Origin of the sequence: Paenibacillus vandeheii (genome assembly GCF_030433635.1) — a bacterium.
Classification (GTDB): domain Bacteria; phylum Bacillota; class Bacilli; order Paenibacillales; family Paenibacillaceae; genus Paenibacillus; species Paenibacillus vandeheii.
In genome coordinates this window covers 198,301-213,279 of the sequence record NZ_JAROCD010000002.1, presented here as the reverse complement: position 1 = coordinate 213,279, position 14,979 = coordinate 198,301, and the positions used below count along the sequence as shown (strand labels likewise).

General features: G+C 46.5%; 12 protein-coding genes. 4 read left to right on the top strand and 8 right to left on the bottom strand.

The genetic code is table 11. From position 1 onward, the window contains the following. Positions 1–26: 26 nt before the first annotated feature. The 6 genes from P5G61_RS03760 to P5G61_RS03735 all read right to left on the bottom strand — a co-directional run bounded on the left by P5G61_RS03760 (position 27) and on the right by P5G61_RS03735 (position 8,919). Positions 27–1,313: an alpha-L-fucosidase gene (locus P5G61_RS03760; protein WP_301244628.1), complete on the bottom strand. Its 1,287-nt coding sequence runs from the start codon at positions 1,311–1,313 to the stop codon at positions 27–29. Positions 1,314–1,408: 95 nt separating this feature from the next. Continuing rightward, a complete protein-coding gene (locus P5G61_RS03755; RefSeq protein WP_301244626.1) occupies positions 1,409–3,004 on the bottom strand; it encodes an extracellular solute-binding protein in 1,596 nt (531 codons plus the stop codon). A 41-nt stretch (positions 3,005–3,045) separates the two neighbouring features. Then, positions 3,046–3,954, bottom strand: a complete 909-nt coding sequence (locus tag P5G61_RS03750) for a carbohydrate ABC transporter permease (protein WP_079351017.1) — start codon at positions 3,952–3,954, stop codon at positions 3,046–3,048. Positions 3,955–3,970: 16 nt separating this feature from the next. Continuing rightward, positions 3,971–4,942, bottom strand: coding sequence for an ABC transporter permease (locus P5G61_RS03745; RefSeq protein ID WP_079351018.1), 972 nt, complete (start codon positions 4,940–4,942; stop codon positions 3,971–3,973). A gap of 1,038 nt (positions 4,943–5,980) precedes the next feature. Continuing rightward, the gene (locus P5G61_RS03740; protein ID WP_301244623.1) at positions 5,981–7,720 is read right to left on the bottom strand and encodes an ABC transporter ATP-binding protein; all 1,740 of its coding nucleotides are present in this window, start codon (positions 7,718–7,720) and stop codon (positions 5,981–5,983) included. A gap of 275 nt (positions 7,721–7,995) precedes the next feature. Further along, the gene (locus P5G61_RS03735; RefSeq protein WP_301244621.1) at positions 7,996–8,919 is read right to left on the bottom strand and encodes an S-layer homology domain-containing protein; all 924 of its coding nucleotides are present in this window, start codon (positions 8,917–8,919) and stop codon (positions 7,996–7,998) included. A gap of 358 nt (positions 8,920–9,277) precedes the next feature. Here P5G61_RS03735 and P5G61_RS03730 point away from each other — a divergent pair, with 358 nt between their 5' ends. Continuing rightward, complete coding sequence (locus tag P5G61_RS03730) at positions 9,278–11,020, top strand: ABC transporter ATP-binding protein (RefSeq protein ID WP_301244619.1); 1,743 nt, start codon at positions 9,278–9,280, stop codon at positions 11,018–11,020. Between the two features lie 106 nt (positions 11,021–11,126). Then, entirely contained in the window at positions 11,127–12,872 is a 1,746-nt protein-coding gene (locus P5G61_RS03725) for an ABC transporter ATP-binding protein (protein ID WP_152532745.1), read from the top strand. Positions 12,873–12,876: 4 nt separating this feature from the next. Here the strand turns inward: P5G61_RS03725 and P5G61_RS03720 are convergent, their stop codons facing one another. After that, entirely contained in the window at positions 12,877–13,011 is a 135-nt protein-coding gene (locus P5G61_RS03720) for a hypothetical protein (protein WP_301244618.1), read from the bottom strand. Between the two features lie 40 nt (positions 13,012–13,051). Between P5G61_RS03720 and P5G61_RS03715 the strand changes: the two genes are divergently transcribed. Beyond that, positions 13,052–13,567, top strand: coding sequence for a DUF5381 family protein (locus P5G61_RS03715; protein ID WP_301244616.1), 516 nt, complete (start codon positions 13,052–13,054; stop codon positions 13,565–13,567). A 13-nt stretch (positions 13,568–13,580) separates the two neighbouring features. Here the strand turns inward: P5G61_RS03715 and P5G61_RS03710 are convergent, their stop codons facing one another. Continuing rightward, positions 13,581–14,012, bottom strand: a complete 432-nt coding sequence (locus P5G61_RS03710) for an Lrp/AsnC family transcriptional regulator (protein WP_301244614.1) — start codon at positions 14,010–14,012, stop codon at positions 13,581–13,583. 127 nt (positions 14,013–14,139) lie between these two features. Between P5G61_RS03710 and P5G61_RS03705 the strand changes: the two genes are divergently transcribed. Beyond that, positions 14,140–14,910, top strand: coding sequence for an MBL fold metallo-hydrolase (locus P5G61_RS03705; RefSeq protein ID WP_301244612.1), 771 nt, complete (start codon positions 14,140–14,142; stop codon positions 14,908–14,910). Positions 14,911–14,979: the final 69 nt, after the last annotated feature.

The window sequence follows — 14,979 nt, the reverse complement described above, 5'->3', positions numbered from 1 at the left end:
ATCGGCACATGCCCTCCCCGTAATGATTAGTTATGGGTGACAACGGCTCCTGAGCCGCCGTACATTTCCAGCTCTTCATCGAATTCGAGCCTAAGAACGGTCACCTGTTCATGTGTGTCCTCCGGGGTCATTTTGATCCATGTTGTGCCCGGGATATTGAACCATGGCACACCCCCGTGGATCTCATGGTTAAGTTCTTTGCCCGAATGTAGCACGGTAATCTTCCTGATCTTATTACACAGTCCCTTGATGCATACATTTTCTTTTGGCTCGTCATAAACAAACAGGTACAATGTCTTTCTGTCCTCGGATACGGTGCTGCCCCCCAGATAGTAGCGGGGCATAATGCCTTCACCCGTTCCGAATACAGCCTCTTCATGGGTTCGGATCCATGCTCCCAGCCCTAGCAGAATATCCTCCTGCCTCTTATCGATGGTGCCATCCTCGCGCGGACCGATATCCAGCAGCATGTTGCCCCCCATCGAAATACAGTCACAGAACATCCGAATGATCTGATTCAGCGATTTGTATTTATCGTCTGTTGGCACATAACCCCAAGAGGTATTAATCGTGGTGCAAAACTCCCATGGTCCCTCCGGTCTTGTGATCGGAATGCCTTGCTCCGGCGTTTTATAATCCCCATAGCCTTGAAGGCGGGAGTTGATGATGATATCCGGGTTAAAGGATTGCAGGTACTGCTTGAACTCCGGGAGATTCCACTGCTCTGCACTCCGTTCCCAATCCCCATCGAACCACAGCAGATCCACCTTTCCGTAATTCGTCATGATCTCCTGCAGTTGATGGTTATTGAATTCAAGGAATTTCTGCCATTTCTCCTCATCCTGAACGCCGTCTACAGGACTTGAATGCCGATTCACGCTGCTGAGATCCTCGGGTACCTTGCCGCCTTCATATACGCTAGGATAATCCGGGTGCGACCAATCAATCAGCGAGAAGTACATCCCCAGATGTATCCCCTTCTCCCGAATCGCTTCTGCATATTCCCTCACGAGGTCCCGATTCGCGGGTGTCTTCTTCACAACATTGAGGTCACTATACTGCGTATCCCACAGCGCAACGCCGTCATGATGCTTCGTTGTCAGCACGGCATATCGAGCTCCCGATTTCTCAATCAAGTCCGCCCACTTCTCCGCATTAAACTTCGATGCGGTAAAACCGTCCAGCTGCTTCATGTATTCTTCGTAGGAGATCCTACCATTATAGAAAGACCACGATTCGGAAACCCCGTCCACAGCATAGATGCCATAGTGAATGAATATTCCCAGCTTGGCCTCTTCAAACCATTTCTGCATCCTTGTTCACACCTCTTTCTGAAGTCCTTCTATGGGAATAGAAAATCGTAAAATCGCAGTCTAGCTTATCGATTGTACGGCCATAGACATTGCTCTTATTGGCCTGTGTTCCAGCGGTCGTATGCCCCTTGATATAGTTCAACGATACGGTCACTGCCCATTTTTTTGATTTGCGCAATATACTTATCCCAGTTCTCAAGCGGCTCCTGGCCCGTTACGAACTTCGCTTCCATCTGCTTGACGTACGTATCGAGATCAGATAATAGAGCGGTCGCTTCGCTTTGCTCTTCATTTGTCAAATAAACGTTAGGGAATGGTGCTTTGCCGATCGGCACCAACTTCTCTTGATTCTGCTGGTCAATCCACTCATCAAATTCGGTGCGAAGACCTTTGGCAATATCAGGATCATTAATGCCTGGTGTCAAAATGCCATAGTTCGGTGTGATTTTACCGCGATATTCCTCACGATCACCGCCGCCAGGAACAGGAAGCCACTCTTTCACAAGGTTCTCCTTGTCTTTGAATTTCCACAGCACGCCTTCAGGACCTTGATTGAACAGGGTCGCCCCATCATAGCTGTACAAATAATCAATCCAGCGCATGGTTGCCTCAGGGGACGGATTGCTGCTAGTAATCGCAAAGGTACCACGTGCCGATATACCTGGGTGTTTACCGTATACAGGTGAGTCTGCAATCTCACTCTTCACTGGTGTCATCAGCGGATGTTTTGTGCTAGGCTCGCCGCCAAGCGTGAAGTACGGATGGTAGTCATTGAACAGCGCCAGCTTGTTGCTTTCACCTTTTGCTTTTTTCTGATCGCCGGTTTGCGAGAAGGTCTCATGATCCAGCAAATCTTCCTTCCACAGACGGTTCATGAACGTCAGATAACCTTTGTAGCCTTCTTCTTGGTAAGGGTAGTGGACTTTTCCATCCTTATCCGCGTAGATTCCTTCGTTGTACATGCCCCAGAAGCCGAAGAAGTACATACGCAGATCATCCAGTTTTACAGAAGTCAGCGGAATTTCATCTTGTTGACCATTGCCGTTAGGATCTTCTTCCTTAACACGCTTCAGGTACGTATATAATTCCTCTGTCGTCTTAGGCTCCTCTACATTAAGTGCTTTGAGGAATTCACCGTTATACCACATCGGGCCTCTGTACCACACGGCAGCCGTATCGATAAATGGCAGTGCATACATATGTCCGTCAGGCGTTGTAAAGGATTTGCGGACATCCGGGTTTTCGTCGAGAATCTTCTTAATATTCGGGGCATAACCCTCATCAATGTATTTTTCCAGTGGGATCAGAATGCCTTGAGTTCCATAAGTAACCTGCTCAGCTGGCTTGAGATCCGCAGCATAGAACATATCCGGTAAATCGCCGCTCGCGAATACCAGGTTCTTCTTTGTTTCAAAGCTGTCGATCGGCGAAAGCTGGTATTCCAGCTTGATACCTGACAATTTCTCCATCTCTTGCAGGACTGGCATTGTATTCCAGTCGGCTACGCCCGCATCCTGGGACATGACCTTTAACGTAAGTGGTTTGTCCACAATCGGGAATCCTTCTTTCTTGACCCCTTCGACATTTGAAGTCGCAGAACCTCCATCTTCATTGGAACCACAAGCTGCAAGCAATGCTGCTGATAGGGTGAGGCAGAGTACAATGGATGAAGCCTTGCGAAGCTTTTTCATGACGACAACTCCCCTTTTTTAGTGTGGATTATGGTTTAAGATCATCCCTTGACGGAACCGATCATAACACCCTGCACGAAGTAACGCTGAAGGAATGGATAAATGGCAATAACAGGTAACGTTGAAACAATAATGACGGCATATTTGACCAGCGCAGCAATTTCCGCTTTGGAATTCATCGCCGTTGCGGAAGAGGTATCGATAGCTCCCCCGCCCTGTGCTGCCATCTCCTGAAGTACAAGGATTTGGCGCAGAAAGAGCTGCAGCGGATACTTCGAGGAATCATTTAAATAGATCATCGCACTGAAGTAGCTGTTCCAGTGTCCAACGCCGTAGAAGAGCGCCATCACGGCAATGATCGGCATGGAGAGCGGAAGCACAATTCGGATGAACAACCGGGTGTTGGTACACCCGTCGATATGCGCCGCTTCCTGCAGCTCCTTGGGAATAGTCGATTGGAAGAACGTACGGCATACGATAATATTCCAGATGGATGCAGCTCCTGGCAGAATAAGCGCCCACATGCTGTTCACCATACCAAGATCCTTAACCAGCAAGTAGCTCGGGACAAGCCCTCCGCTGAAAAACATCGTTACCATAAACATCGCCATGAAGAATCCACGTCCTACAAAATCAGAGCGGCTAAGCGCGTAGGCTGCCGGAAGAGTGACCATCAGGTTGACGAGTGTACCTACGACGGTATAGATAATCGTATTTTTGTACCCGATCCAGATGTTGGTGTTCTCAAACACGCGGGCATAACCTTCAAACGTAATGCCTTTGGGCAGCAGCCACATCTCACCGGAGCTTACAAATTTGGGATCACTGATTGAGGCGCTAATGATGTATAACAGTGGGTAAAGCACAATGACGAGCGCTATCGTCAGATAGATGTAGTTGCACCATAAGAACAATTTATCGCTTCTGCTTTCCTTAACCGCGGATGACATGTGTTTCCCCCTCCTTTTACCACAAGCTATTTTCACTTGTACGACGTGCAATTTGGTTCACTGTAATCAGCAGAATCGCATTAACTACCGAGTTGAACAATCCTACAGCTGTTGAGAAACTGTACTGCGCATCGACCAGACCGGACCGATAGACAAATGTCGAGATGACATCTGATGAACCCATATTCAACGGATTTTGCAGCAGTAAGATTTTTTCAAATCCGACGCCCAGAATACTGCCCATATTCAGAATTAACAGAATGGTGATCGTAGGGATGATCGCTGGAATGTTAATATGCAAAATCCGTTTAAACCGGCTCGCACCATCTACCACGGCAGCTTCATGCAGTTGCGGGTCCACACCCGATAGTGCCGCAAGGTATATAATGGTACCCCAGCCTGCACTCTGCCAGACACCCGACAACACGTACACCGTCTTGAACCACGCAGGGTCCGTCAGGAATTGAGGGGCTTGGAATCCAAGAGCCTCCACCAAATTGACAATCATACCTGACGAAGGCGACAAGAAGGTGATGATCATACCCGACATTACAACGACCGAAATAAAATGTGGAGCATACGTGACCGTCTGCACGGTACGTTTGAAAAAGGAGTCCTTTACTTCATTGAAGGCTAACGCCAGAATGATCGGTAGCGGAAAACCTATAGCCAGCTCATATAAGCTGATGCTGAGGGTATTCCATAACAAATCCCAGAAATAATACGAATTAAAGAAACGGATGAAATGATCGAACCCAACCCACGGGCTTCCCGTGACACCAAGCGTTGGGATAAAGTTTTTGAATGCGATTTGTATGCCGTACATCGGCCCGTAATGGAAAATCAGAAAGTATAGAAATGCTGGCGCGATAAACAGATACAACTCCCAGTTTCGAATCATCCTTCTCCCTAATTTATTTTTCTTGCGGTTCGGAATCGTGTGCACCGATAGGTTTTGCGACAAGGCGGACTTCCCTTCTGGCTGCATCAGTTGTTTCCTCCTTTTCTAAATGAAAATCCGTCCGTTTTGTAAGAAGAGCGAAACACTCCTGTTCAATTGTAAGGAATGAGTCCCGGACCACATTTCGATCATGAGAAGCTTTTGCTCCCTCTCAATTTGGTAACGCTTACATACTGAGTTTATGGATCAATTTTGAATTCGTAAATATGCTATTTCGATCTTCCCTCCCAAAAACCAGGAAAGTGCTGCTACAACGGGGGTTTACACTTTTGATTACAGCTTGTCATTGTCATTTTGGAGAAGTAAAACATGTGGAATTTGACTTATTTTCGTCCTGAAGTTGTCATAAGGGGTAGCTTCGCATGAACTTGACAGATGCCAGATCTGAACAAAAGTTGAGAAACAAACCTTAAAGTCAAAACCCACATATGCTTCGGAGAAAGATATCCAGAGATGCAATCATCATTGTGAGGATTCTGGGCAGTTCCATGATCCAAGTCAAGTCGCAAGGTCTTGTCATGTTCAACGCATCTCAATCCAAAATGAGATAGAGGTGCCCTTCGTTACTACTGCTCCACTCCCCTCCTCATGCATTTTTCTTTCCAAGATAGATTTAATTCAATCACATAAATGTAATATTATCTATCATGTAATTACCACCTGTTTTAAACGCCTTTATTGCGTGGCTTTATTCTATGAGTTTCTTCCCAGCTTCGTAAATATGTCGTTTTTATCCTGTACTAGAAGCCACACAAGCCCAGATAAACACTGGGAATATCAAGTCATATATGTTGATCTTGTGCATGACATGGCAACTCAGATTTATCAAATATTTCGATAAAAAAACAAAAAAAAGCTGTTCCTTTAAAAAGGAACAGCTTTTTAGTCGATGAAAATATCAATTTCATTACCTTATAAACGGAATATATGTGTCAGTTAATATGCCATCAATTAATTATATATTTTATAACAAGTCATTTAATTTAACTTAACATAAAAAACACCATGCCACCTGATTTAGAAGAGCTATGATCATTTAGAGGAAATTTTAAATTGTAGAGAGGTTTATATTTTCTGTTTCTCCACCATCTCGTAAAAAATCCCCTTTCGAGATAACAATTCATCCGGGCTGCCCTGATCTACAATCCGTCCCTCTTCTACCACCAGTATGCTATCAGCATTCTTCACGGTTGAGAGCCTGTGTGCAATGACCAGAATCGTTTGCTTCCCCTTTAAGTTTAACAACGTATCATTCAAGTCACTCTCCGTCATGGCATCCAGAGCAGAGGTGTACTCATCCAGCATAAGGATACGGGATTCATTCATGAATGCCCTGGCTAACAAAATCCGTTGTATTTCTCCACCAGAAAAGTTCTCTCCATGGCTCTCGACCTGCCTGTCATATTTCTCAGGCATGGCTTCAACAAATGTTTTAACATGCGCAATTTCAACTGCGGTATTAAATCTGAGCCACGTCTCTTCATCCATATCTTCCTTTTGCAGCGGATAAATGATATTTTCCAAAATGGACATATTCCACAGCACTCCCTTTTGTGGAGTGTAGCCCACATATTTTCTAAGTTCATGAATATTCAGTTCCTTGATCGGAATCCCGTCTGTTAATATCTCCCCATCATCCGGCTCCATATACCTGTGGATGAGTTCAAAAATGGTAGATTTCCCTGAGCCACTTAATCCAACAATACCAACGAAAGCTCCTGGCTTAATGTCCAGATTGAAATTCGAAATACCAAAAGAGTCGTCTCTCGCATACCGATATGATACATTTCTCAGCTGAAGCCAGGGAATTCGGGTATAATCAGGAACTTTAGCTCCTGATTCGGTCTTCTCCAATTCAAGGATTTCATTCAGGTTATCCACAATCACCTTCATGCGGCTCATATCGATATTCAACGTAAATAGCGACTTAAAAATCCCATATAACCTTGGAAGAATCACAATAAATGCCAGCAACGTGCCTGGTGAGATTTGGCCTTTCAGGATCAGGTACAGACTATAGCCATAAATGATCCCCGTAATCAAGGAAATGACCGTATCAGCAACAAGGTTTAATACCATATGGTGAAAAACACGGGATTGCTTTGAAACCTTCCAGGCTTCATCGTTCCAGTCGCTCCATCGCTTTTTTTCAGCCTGTTGGCCGTTAGACATATGAACCGCTTTCAAATTATAAAAGAAATCATTCAAATAACTTATTCCCTTTTCCAAAATACCATAATAATGTTTATCCAATCTCTCCGTTTTGTTCCTAAAGCGCTTGAAACCATACATGAACACAGGAAATGAAATGAGGGCCACTAAAGTAAGTTCAACACTCATCGAGAACATAATCCACAAGGTAGCGATCAATAAAAAGGCATTGGATACAATCGACATGATGGTGTCTACCACAAAAATTTCACAAAGCATCCCCACTTGAGAGGTGATCCGATTAATGATCTCACCTCTTCCGATTTTGTCCACATTCCTCGGTCGGATCTGAAGCAATTGAGAAAATAACCGAAGGCGAAGGTTTTTGGATAATTGGTTCCCCAATTCGTTGTTATAATAAGAGGTGACGCTGTTAAATGCGGCATACAAGATAGGAAGGAGAATGAGCAGCACAATATAGAATGTAGCCGTTCCCATATGCTTTTCAGGTAAAATATCATCAAATAAACCTTTAAATAGGAGTGGTTGAGCAATAGAGACTAATGAAGCTGAGATATTAAACAACAAAATAAAAAAAATAGTTTTTTTACTTTGTTGTAAAATCTCAATAATCACTGTCCGCGTTGGATTCATAGGCCAGCCCCCTACCTACATCGTTTCAGAACTCAACAAAAATTTTTGAATCTAAGAATGTTTGACTCAATTCATGTTATTTTAACTTACTTATTACTCAATTTTAACCTGTCAAATCATAGGATTTCACCTCTACGACTATAGGATGTTCAACTACATGCAAAAGCAAAAACCCACCCTCCATGCACGCATGGATCGGTGGGTTTCTAGTGGGTTACATCGTCTTATTAATGTGGACATACAACCTGCCCATGCTAGACGTTTTGCATTAATTTTTACTTTCCAGAAGGCTGCGCTTCCGCAGTGTAACCTGTTGGAATGTCTGTCTCTGCTGTTACATCGGTAATGACCATTGGATACATCATGTCCGGGTCAGGTTGGATAATCGTATACAGCACGATGGCACGTCCATCCTTCTCCAGCTTCACATCTTCAATCTTCAACCCATAGCCCGGATGAGGCATTTGCGCGGAGAGTTTTACTTTTACCGTCTTGTCATCTACCTTGGTTGAAGTCACGGTAGGCACAATCGCCTGTTGGCCTTCACCGGGGTTCGTTGGAGTCGGTTCTGTCGATCCGCCATTGCCGTGCTTATCCACAAATTCAAGTGCATTGAAGATCATGCTTGCAGCCTCCATACGGGTAAGCGACTGATCTGGACGGAAGTTTCCGTCCTTATCCAGTTCAATGATGTCCATGTTCAGCAGGTTCTGGACCGCAGATTTGGCGTCCTTACCGATTTTATTTTCGTCCTTAATATCATTATACAGCATGATCACCGGATATTCTCCGGTTGTATTAATCCCTTCAAGGAGCAAAATGGCAAACTGCTCACGCGTCATCTTCCCTTGCGGATTCAATTCCACCGGAATGGACAGGCCATTCTGTGTTGCAGCCTGAACTGCATCAGCATACCAGGTCGTTGGACTAATTTTATTTTGTGCCGAAGCGGCAGCGTATTCATTTTTCAGACCAAAAGCGTTCACGATCAATTGAACACCCTGTGGCTCGGACAATGCGACATCCGGACGAAACAGATCCGCCGTTACTCCATTAACAATACCCTTGGAATGTAACGAGTCTACAATCATTTTTTGCCCTTCATCTTTTACATCCGAAAAAGCAAGTACCGATGCACCTCCTGCAGTCAAAGACACGCAGAGCGCAAGCGTTGCAGCCAATCCTTTTTTATGTTTCATTTCGTGGCACCTCCATAGTTAGTAAACCCAATTTTTGACCTCTTCAACCCTACAGACGGGAGACCCTCTGGAAATGTTTCAGTAAAATCGACATCTGGTGAATAAATGACGAATATACCGCATATATCACTTTCGCTGCGGGCGCTGATCTGCTTTCTTCCATGAATGCTTACTTGCTTCGTTGACATCCTTATCGATAAGCGCAAAAATAAGAATAGAGAATTCTATCGAATGACGGATAAACAGCAAACCGGATCGCATAAAGTAAGAGGGCACGACGCGCTATTATCAGGTGTCGGCCCTTTTCTTGACTCCGCTTGCGACCAAATTTCACCCTGAACAAAGGAGAACAAATCTTATGTCCAAGAGAGGATTACTACGAGGCTATGTCATTTCCAACTGGCCCGTATATCTGTTCGCTGTACTACTGATTATTGCCTCCAATGTGGGTCAGGCGTCCTTGCCCCGAATTCTGGGCAGCTTTACGGATCAGCTCATGCAAAACACGCTTCAGATGAATACAGTCATCCGGTACAGCCTGTCGCTATTAGCCATAGCCATCGCTTATAACCTGTTATTCGGTACCGGACAATTCATGATCATGAAGCTTGGACGCCGCTTCGAATTCATGACACGTGAGCGTATTTTCGGTAAATTTTCCGAGCTGAGCGAGCACTATTTCTCCAAACAGGGAAATGGGAAACTGCTCAGTTACGTCATGAATGATGTCACCTCTGTACGTGAAGCCATCTCCAACGGCGTCACAATGATGACCAATGCAACATTTCTATTATTATCCTGCATCGTGATGATGCTGCTCAGCGGAATTCCGATGAGACTCATTCTGATCAGTATTGTGCCTTTGCTGGCCATTCCCTTTCTGGTCGTTTTTTTCGGTCCGCGAATTCGCAAGCGCTCTCGTGATGTACAGGATGCTCTTGCAACGATGACGGAATCGGCAGAAGAGCAGCTGGGCGGCATTCGTGTAACCAAAACATTTGCCATTGAAGACAGCGCTCGTGAGCGATTTGGGATCACAGTAGATGCGATCAAAAGCAAGCAGCTGCGACTCGTTCGTCTGTCCTCTCTATTTCAGGCCCTGCTACCGCTGCTGGGTGCCATTTCACTGGTTGTCTCCCTGCTTGTCGGCGGAATCTTGACGATGCAAAATTCCATTACACTCGGAAGTTTTGTGGCATTGACGTTATATTTGCGGATCATCATGGGCCCGCTTCAACAAATCGGTAATGTGATCAATACCATGCAGCGTTCTGGAGCGTCATTGGAGCGGGTAAATGATTTGCTGACGGAAGTGCCTGATGTACGTGAGCTTCCCAACGCAACAAGACTTCAAACGGTGAATGACATTACAATTGAAAATCTGTCCTTTTCCTATCCCAACAGTTCATCCCCTGCGCTCAAAAACATCAGTCTGAACATCCAGGCAGGACGAACCGTGGGTATTGTGGGTAAAACAGGTTCGGGTAAAAGTACCTTTGTCAAACTATTGCTGCGTACATATGAGCCGCCTGAAGGCACGATTCGCATTAACGGTACCGACATTCGGCAGCTGTCGCTGGAGGGCCTGCGGTCCCGTATTGCCTATGTTCCCCAGGATGGGTTCCTGTTCAGTACAACCATTCGGGACAACATCGCTTTTAGCAACCGGGAGGTTCCGTTGGACACCGTAGAGCATAGTGCACGGCAAGCGATGATCTACGAAAACATTATTCGGTTCCCCGATCAGTTCGATACCCTGCTGGGTGAACGCGGACTCACGTTGTCTGGCGGTCAGCGTCAGCGCACCAGTCTGGCCCGGGGCTTGATCAAAAAAGCTCAGGTGCTCATTCTGGATGATAGCATGAGTGCTGTAGATGCCGTCACCGAAAGTGGCATTCTGCGCAGCCTGCGTGAGATCGGCAAAGGTAAAACAACGCTAATCATCTCCCATCGAATCAGCGCGGTCCGTCATGCCGACGAAATTATCGTTCTGGATGAAGGCCGAATCGTTGAACAGGGAACACACGCAGAGCTGATGACCGCAAAAGGGTTATATGCTGCAACCTATCGTTTGCAGGAGGAGGGATTACATCATGACTGACCGTAACGCAGAAGTTCGTTCAGATGCGGGAGCACAAGCACCGTCAGGGCATGGGTCCGGTTCCGATGCAGGCGCAGACCAGAGTAAACGTACCTCGTTCAAAGCGATGATGTCCTACGCCCTGCCTCATAAATGGGCCTTTGCAGGTATCTTTTTCTGCTCACTGCTCGGTATTTCCGCAGATCTGCTTCAGCCTTATCTGGTGAAGATTGCAATCGATGATCATCTGGCAATCGGTCAGACCAGTGTAGGCTTCCTTATCCAACTGGCAGCCATCTTTCTGGGGCTGGCTGTAATCAGCTTTATTTTCACCTATGTACAAAACAATCTGCTGCAACATGTTGGTCAGAACATCGTCTCTCGCATCCGGAAAGACCTGTTCAAGCATATCTCCAAAATGTCGATGTCTTTCTTCGACCGTTTCCATATTGGCAGTCTGGTTACGAATGTATCCAGTGACACGGAAACAATCAGCAGTTTCTTCACCCAGGTGCTGCTGAGTCTTATCCGGGATGGCATGATGCTGGTGCTTATTATTGTCTTTATGTTCCAGCTCGATCCGGTACTTGCGGGGTATTCTCTTATCGTATTGCCTGTAATCGCCATTGTGGCTGTATTGTTCCGAAGTCGACTGCGCAGAGCTTATCAGAATGCCCGCACTCGCCTCTCCCGTCTGATTGCATTCACGGCAGAGAACCTGTCCGGTATGTTTTTGATCCAGGCTTTCCATCAGGAAGAAGAACAGAAGAAAAGATTCAAGGAGCAGAACACGCTTCACCTAAAGGCAAATATCGCACAGGCCCGCTCCAATGTTATTTTCAACCGAACGTTTGATATCCTAGGTAATGCCGCGCTCGTCATGATGGTTTGGCTTGGGGGACGTGCCGTGCTGGGTGAATCATTGCAGGTGGGTGTGCTCTATGCGTTTATCAGTTACATCCGTCAGTTCTTCCAGCCGATCAACCAGATCACCATGCAGTGGAACACGTTTCAGTCAACTACCGTATCCATGGATCGGATCTGGAACATTCTGAGTACCCGTCCGGAAGTCGCTGACCCGAATCCCGGGACCGCCTCCACACTTGAACCACGGCATGTGATGGGGCAGATTGATTTTAATGATGTATCGTTCGGTTATCGCGCAGACCGCCCTCTGATTCAGCATATGAATCTGCATCTCTATCCCGGAGAAATGGTGGGCATTGTAGGAACTACAGGGGCAGGCAAAAGTACACTGATCTCCCTGCTCAATCGTTTCTACGATGTGAATCAGGGCAGCATTGAAATTGATGGAATAGACATTCGTCATTTCCCGCAGGCCAATCTTCACCGGATTGTTGGTCTGATCCAGCAGGAACCGTTCCTCTTCTCGGGCTCCATCATTGACAATGTTCGAATGTTTCGCGAAGATATTACAAGGGAGCAGGCTATTCAGGCCTGCCGATTTGTCGGAGCACATGCGATGATTTCACGTTTGCCGCAAGGCTATGATACACGGCTTTCCGAACGCGGAAGCGGTTTGTCTGCCGGCGAGCGTCAACTGATATCGTTTGCCCGAATCGTGGTCTTTCAGCCCCGAGTGCTTATTCTGGATGAAGCAACCGCAAATCTGGATTCACATACCGAACAATTGGTTCAACAGGCGCTGGAATCCGTATCTCAGGGCAGAACAACGATCGTCATTGCGCATCGTCTATCTACGGTCATGCATGCAGATCGGATTCTCGTTATGGAGAACGGTGAGATTGTCGAGGAAGGCTCACATCAGAAGCTGATTGATGCAGAAGGTGTGTATGCTGATCTCTACACCCATGCGCGTGAAGCCGGTAATGATTCAGCTATCTCTGGATAGCGCATTAGCCGATCGAACCAAGGGAGGTTTTTAACTTCAAGAGGTTCAGCCCACGAGGTTCAGCACCGTCCTGTGTACTCACCTGGCTCATCTCACGCGCATCCACGTTGAACATGCCGCTCTGCGATGCAGGCGGCATGTTTGGTATATTTTCTGGGAAATGATAAGGAGGCGTACTTATGAAACCTGAATTACATACATCATCGGAGGCGGAGCTTGAGCATCGTCAGATCAGCTACCGTCGCTTTACGGCTCTATGGAAAGGAGCGCTGTGTCTTCTATTCTTGCTGTTATGTGTGACCCTGTTATGGATTATTTATGACGAGCGCGCTGGTCAACTGGAGACTTTGTATTATTCCATCGCAGCCATTCTTGGCATGTGGTTTATCGGGCCTTTATTTTTTATGTTTCTGTCCCGGGCAATCGCGAGTTCTACCGTGTTATTATCCTGGAATGATGAAGGGCTTCATACCCTAAAGCGGACCATCCACTGGGATGAAATTCGTAAAATTGAGCTTGGCTCTCCCGCATTTAGCAAATTGATATTGTCCTCATCGCCCATGATTGCCCTGTATCTGAAAGACGGCACCCGGCGTCATATCCAGACCGATCATTTGCTAACCAAAAAAGAGCTCAGCCGAGCAGTTTTCCTTTTGCAGGAGACGCTGCGCGAGAAACAGCAACACGACATCTGAAATCCAGCTCACATCATTCCGACTTTTCGATACCAACAGACAGGTTCATTCTATAATTTCCATACGGTAAAATGGCTTCCAGCAAGCTGCCAAGCTGCTCCATCGTTCCTGTGCGCACACGCATCAGGTAGCAGCCCTCTCCGCTGACACGGTGAACCTCCACGATGTCTTCACGTGCAGCCATAAATTCACGGAAGGCAGCATGCCTGTCGCCGGAATTCAGAAAAATCGTTACAAATGCCTGCAGGCCCAAGCCGAGGCGTTCCGGGTTCCATTTTACCGTATACCCTTCAAGAACACCCAGATCATACAGCTTGCGTACTCTCGCACCTACAGCCTGTCCGGTCAGATGCACCTCTTCCCCGATCTCTTTGTGGGAGCGTTTGGAGTCCCTGATCAGGCTTTTCAGTATACGTATATCTGTATCATCAATCGTTTCATTCATCTATTTTTCAATCCTTTCAACTTGAAATTAAAGTGGTCTGTTTTCTTTCAGTGTGTTATTTACGCCGATAAACGGGTTGTATAACATATAGGATAATAACATTAATTCCCGAAGGAGTGCAGGTTCAATGAAAATTCAATTGATTCGTAATGCTACATTATGGTTGGAATATGGGGGTCTGAATATACTGGTCGATCCCATGTTGATGGATAAAGAAGTGATGCCTGCTTTTCCGAACACGCCCAATGAATTGCGCAATCCAAGAGTGTCTCTGCCTGAGACGGAAACGGATTATCTTAATCCGGATCTACTAATCGTTACACATACCCACCCCGATCACTGGGATGAAGTAGCAGCGAAGCAGCTCCGCAAAGATGTACCTCTGCTGTGCCAGCCAGGAGATGAGGCCGTGTTCACAGGAGCCGGATTCACCAACGTTACCGCCGTGGATGACAAACATGAGTATCACTCCGTACGTTTTGCCCGTACTTCGGGACATCACGGAACCGGGGAAATCGGCGAGCGTATGGGCAAGGTGTCTGGTTTTGTATTGGAAGCGGACGGAGAACCTGTCTCGTATATCGCTGGTGATACCATCTGGTGTGAAGAGCCAGCCGAAGCCATTCGTCAATATCAGCCTGAGGTGATTGTGGTGAATGCTGGCGGTGCCCGCTTCCTGCAAGGAGATCCGATTACGATGGACGGACCTGACGTGGCTGCCGTGAAACGCCATGCACCGAATGCGCATGTGATCGCTGTGCACATGGATGCCATTAACCATTGCATGATGTCCCGCGTGGACCTCGCCAGTTACCTGACCTCCGAGCAGTTGGACGGACAAGTACTCATTCCACGCGATGGAGAGAGCTTTGAGTTTGGACCGGGGACCCACGCGTAATTGCAGGTTTCTATCGGAATAGCGATTCCTGAGTTCGTTAGATTTGCTGTACCACACTAATCTGCACAA

Coding starts and splice junctions, on each gene's coding strand:
- P5G61_RS03710 (WP_301244614.1), bottom strand. CDS start 14,012: ATGAATGAAACGATTGATGATACAGATATACGTATACTGAAAAGCCTG.
- P5G61_RS03735 (WP_301244621.1), bottom strand. CDS start 8,919: ATGAAACATAAAAAAGGATTGGCTGCAACGCTTGCGCTCTGCGTGTCT.
- P5G61_RS03730 (WP_301244619.1), top strand. CDS start 9,278: ATGTCCAAGAGAGGATTACTACGAGGCTATGTCATTTCCAACTGGCCC.
- P5G61_RS03720 (WP_301244618.1), bottom strand. CDS start 13,011: ATGCCGCCTGCATCGCAGAGCGGCATGTTCAACGTGGATGCGCGTGAG.
- P5G61_RS03760 (WP_301244628.1), bottom strand. CDS start 1,313: ATGCAGAAATGGTTTGAAGAGGCCAAGCTGGGAATATTCATTCACTAT.
- P5G61_RS03740 (WP_301244623.1), bottom strand. CDS start 7,720: ATGAATCCAACGCGGACAGTGATTATTGAGATTTTACAACAAAGTAAA.
- P5G61_RS03715 (WP_301244616.1), top strand. CDS start 13,052: ATGAAACCTGAATTACATACATCATCGGAGGCGGAGCTTGAGCATCGT.
- P5G61_RS03750 (WP_079351017.1), bottom strand. CDS start 3,954: ATGTCATCCGCGGTTAAGGAAAGCAGAAGCGATAAATTGTTCTTATGG.
- P5G61_RS03725 (WP_152532745.1), top strand. CDS start 11,127: ATGATGTCCTACGCCCTGCCTCATAAATGGGCCTTTGCAGGTATCTTT.
- P5G61_RS03745 (WP_079351018.1), bottom strand. CDS start 4,942: ATGCAGCCAGAAGGGAAGTCCGCCTTGTCGCAAAACCTATCGGTGCAC.
- P5G61_RS03755 (WP_301244626.1), bottom strand. CDS start 3,004: ATGAAAAAGCTTCGCAAGGCTTCATCCATTGTACTCTGCCTCACCCTA.
- P5G61_RS03705 (WP_301244612.1), top strand. CDS start 14,140: ATGAAAATTCAATTGATTCGTAATGCTACATTATGGTTGGAATATGGG.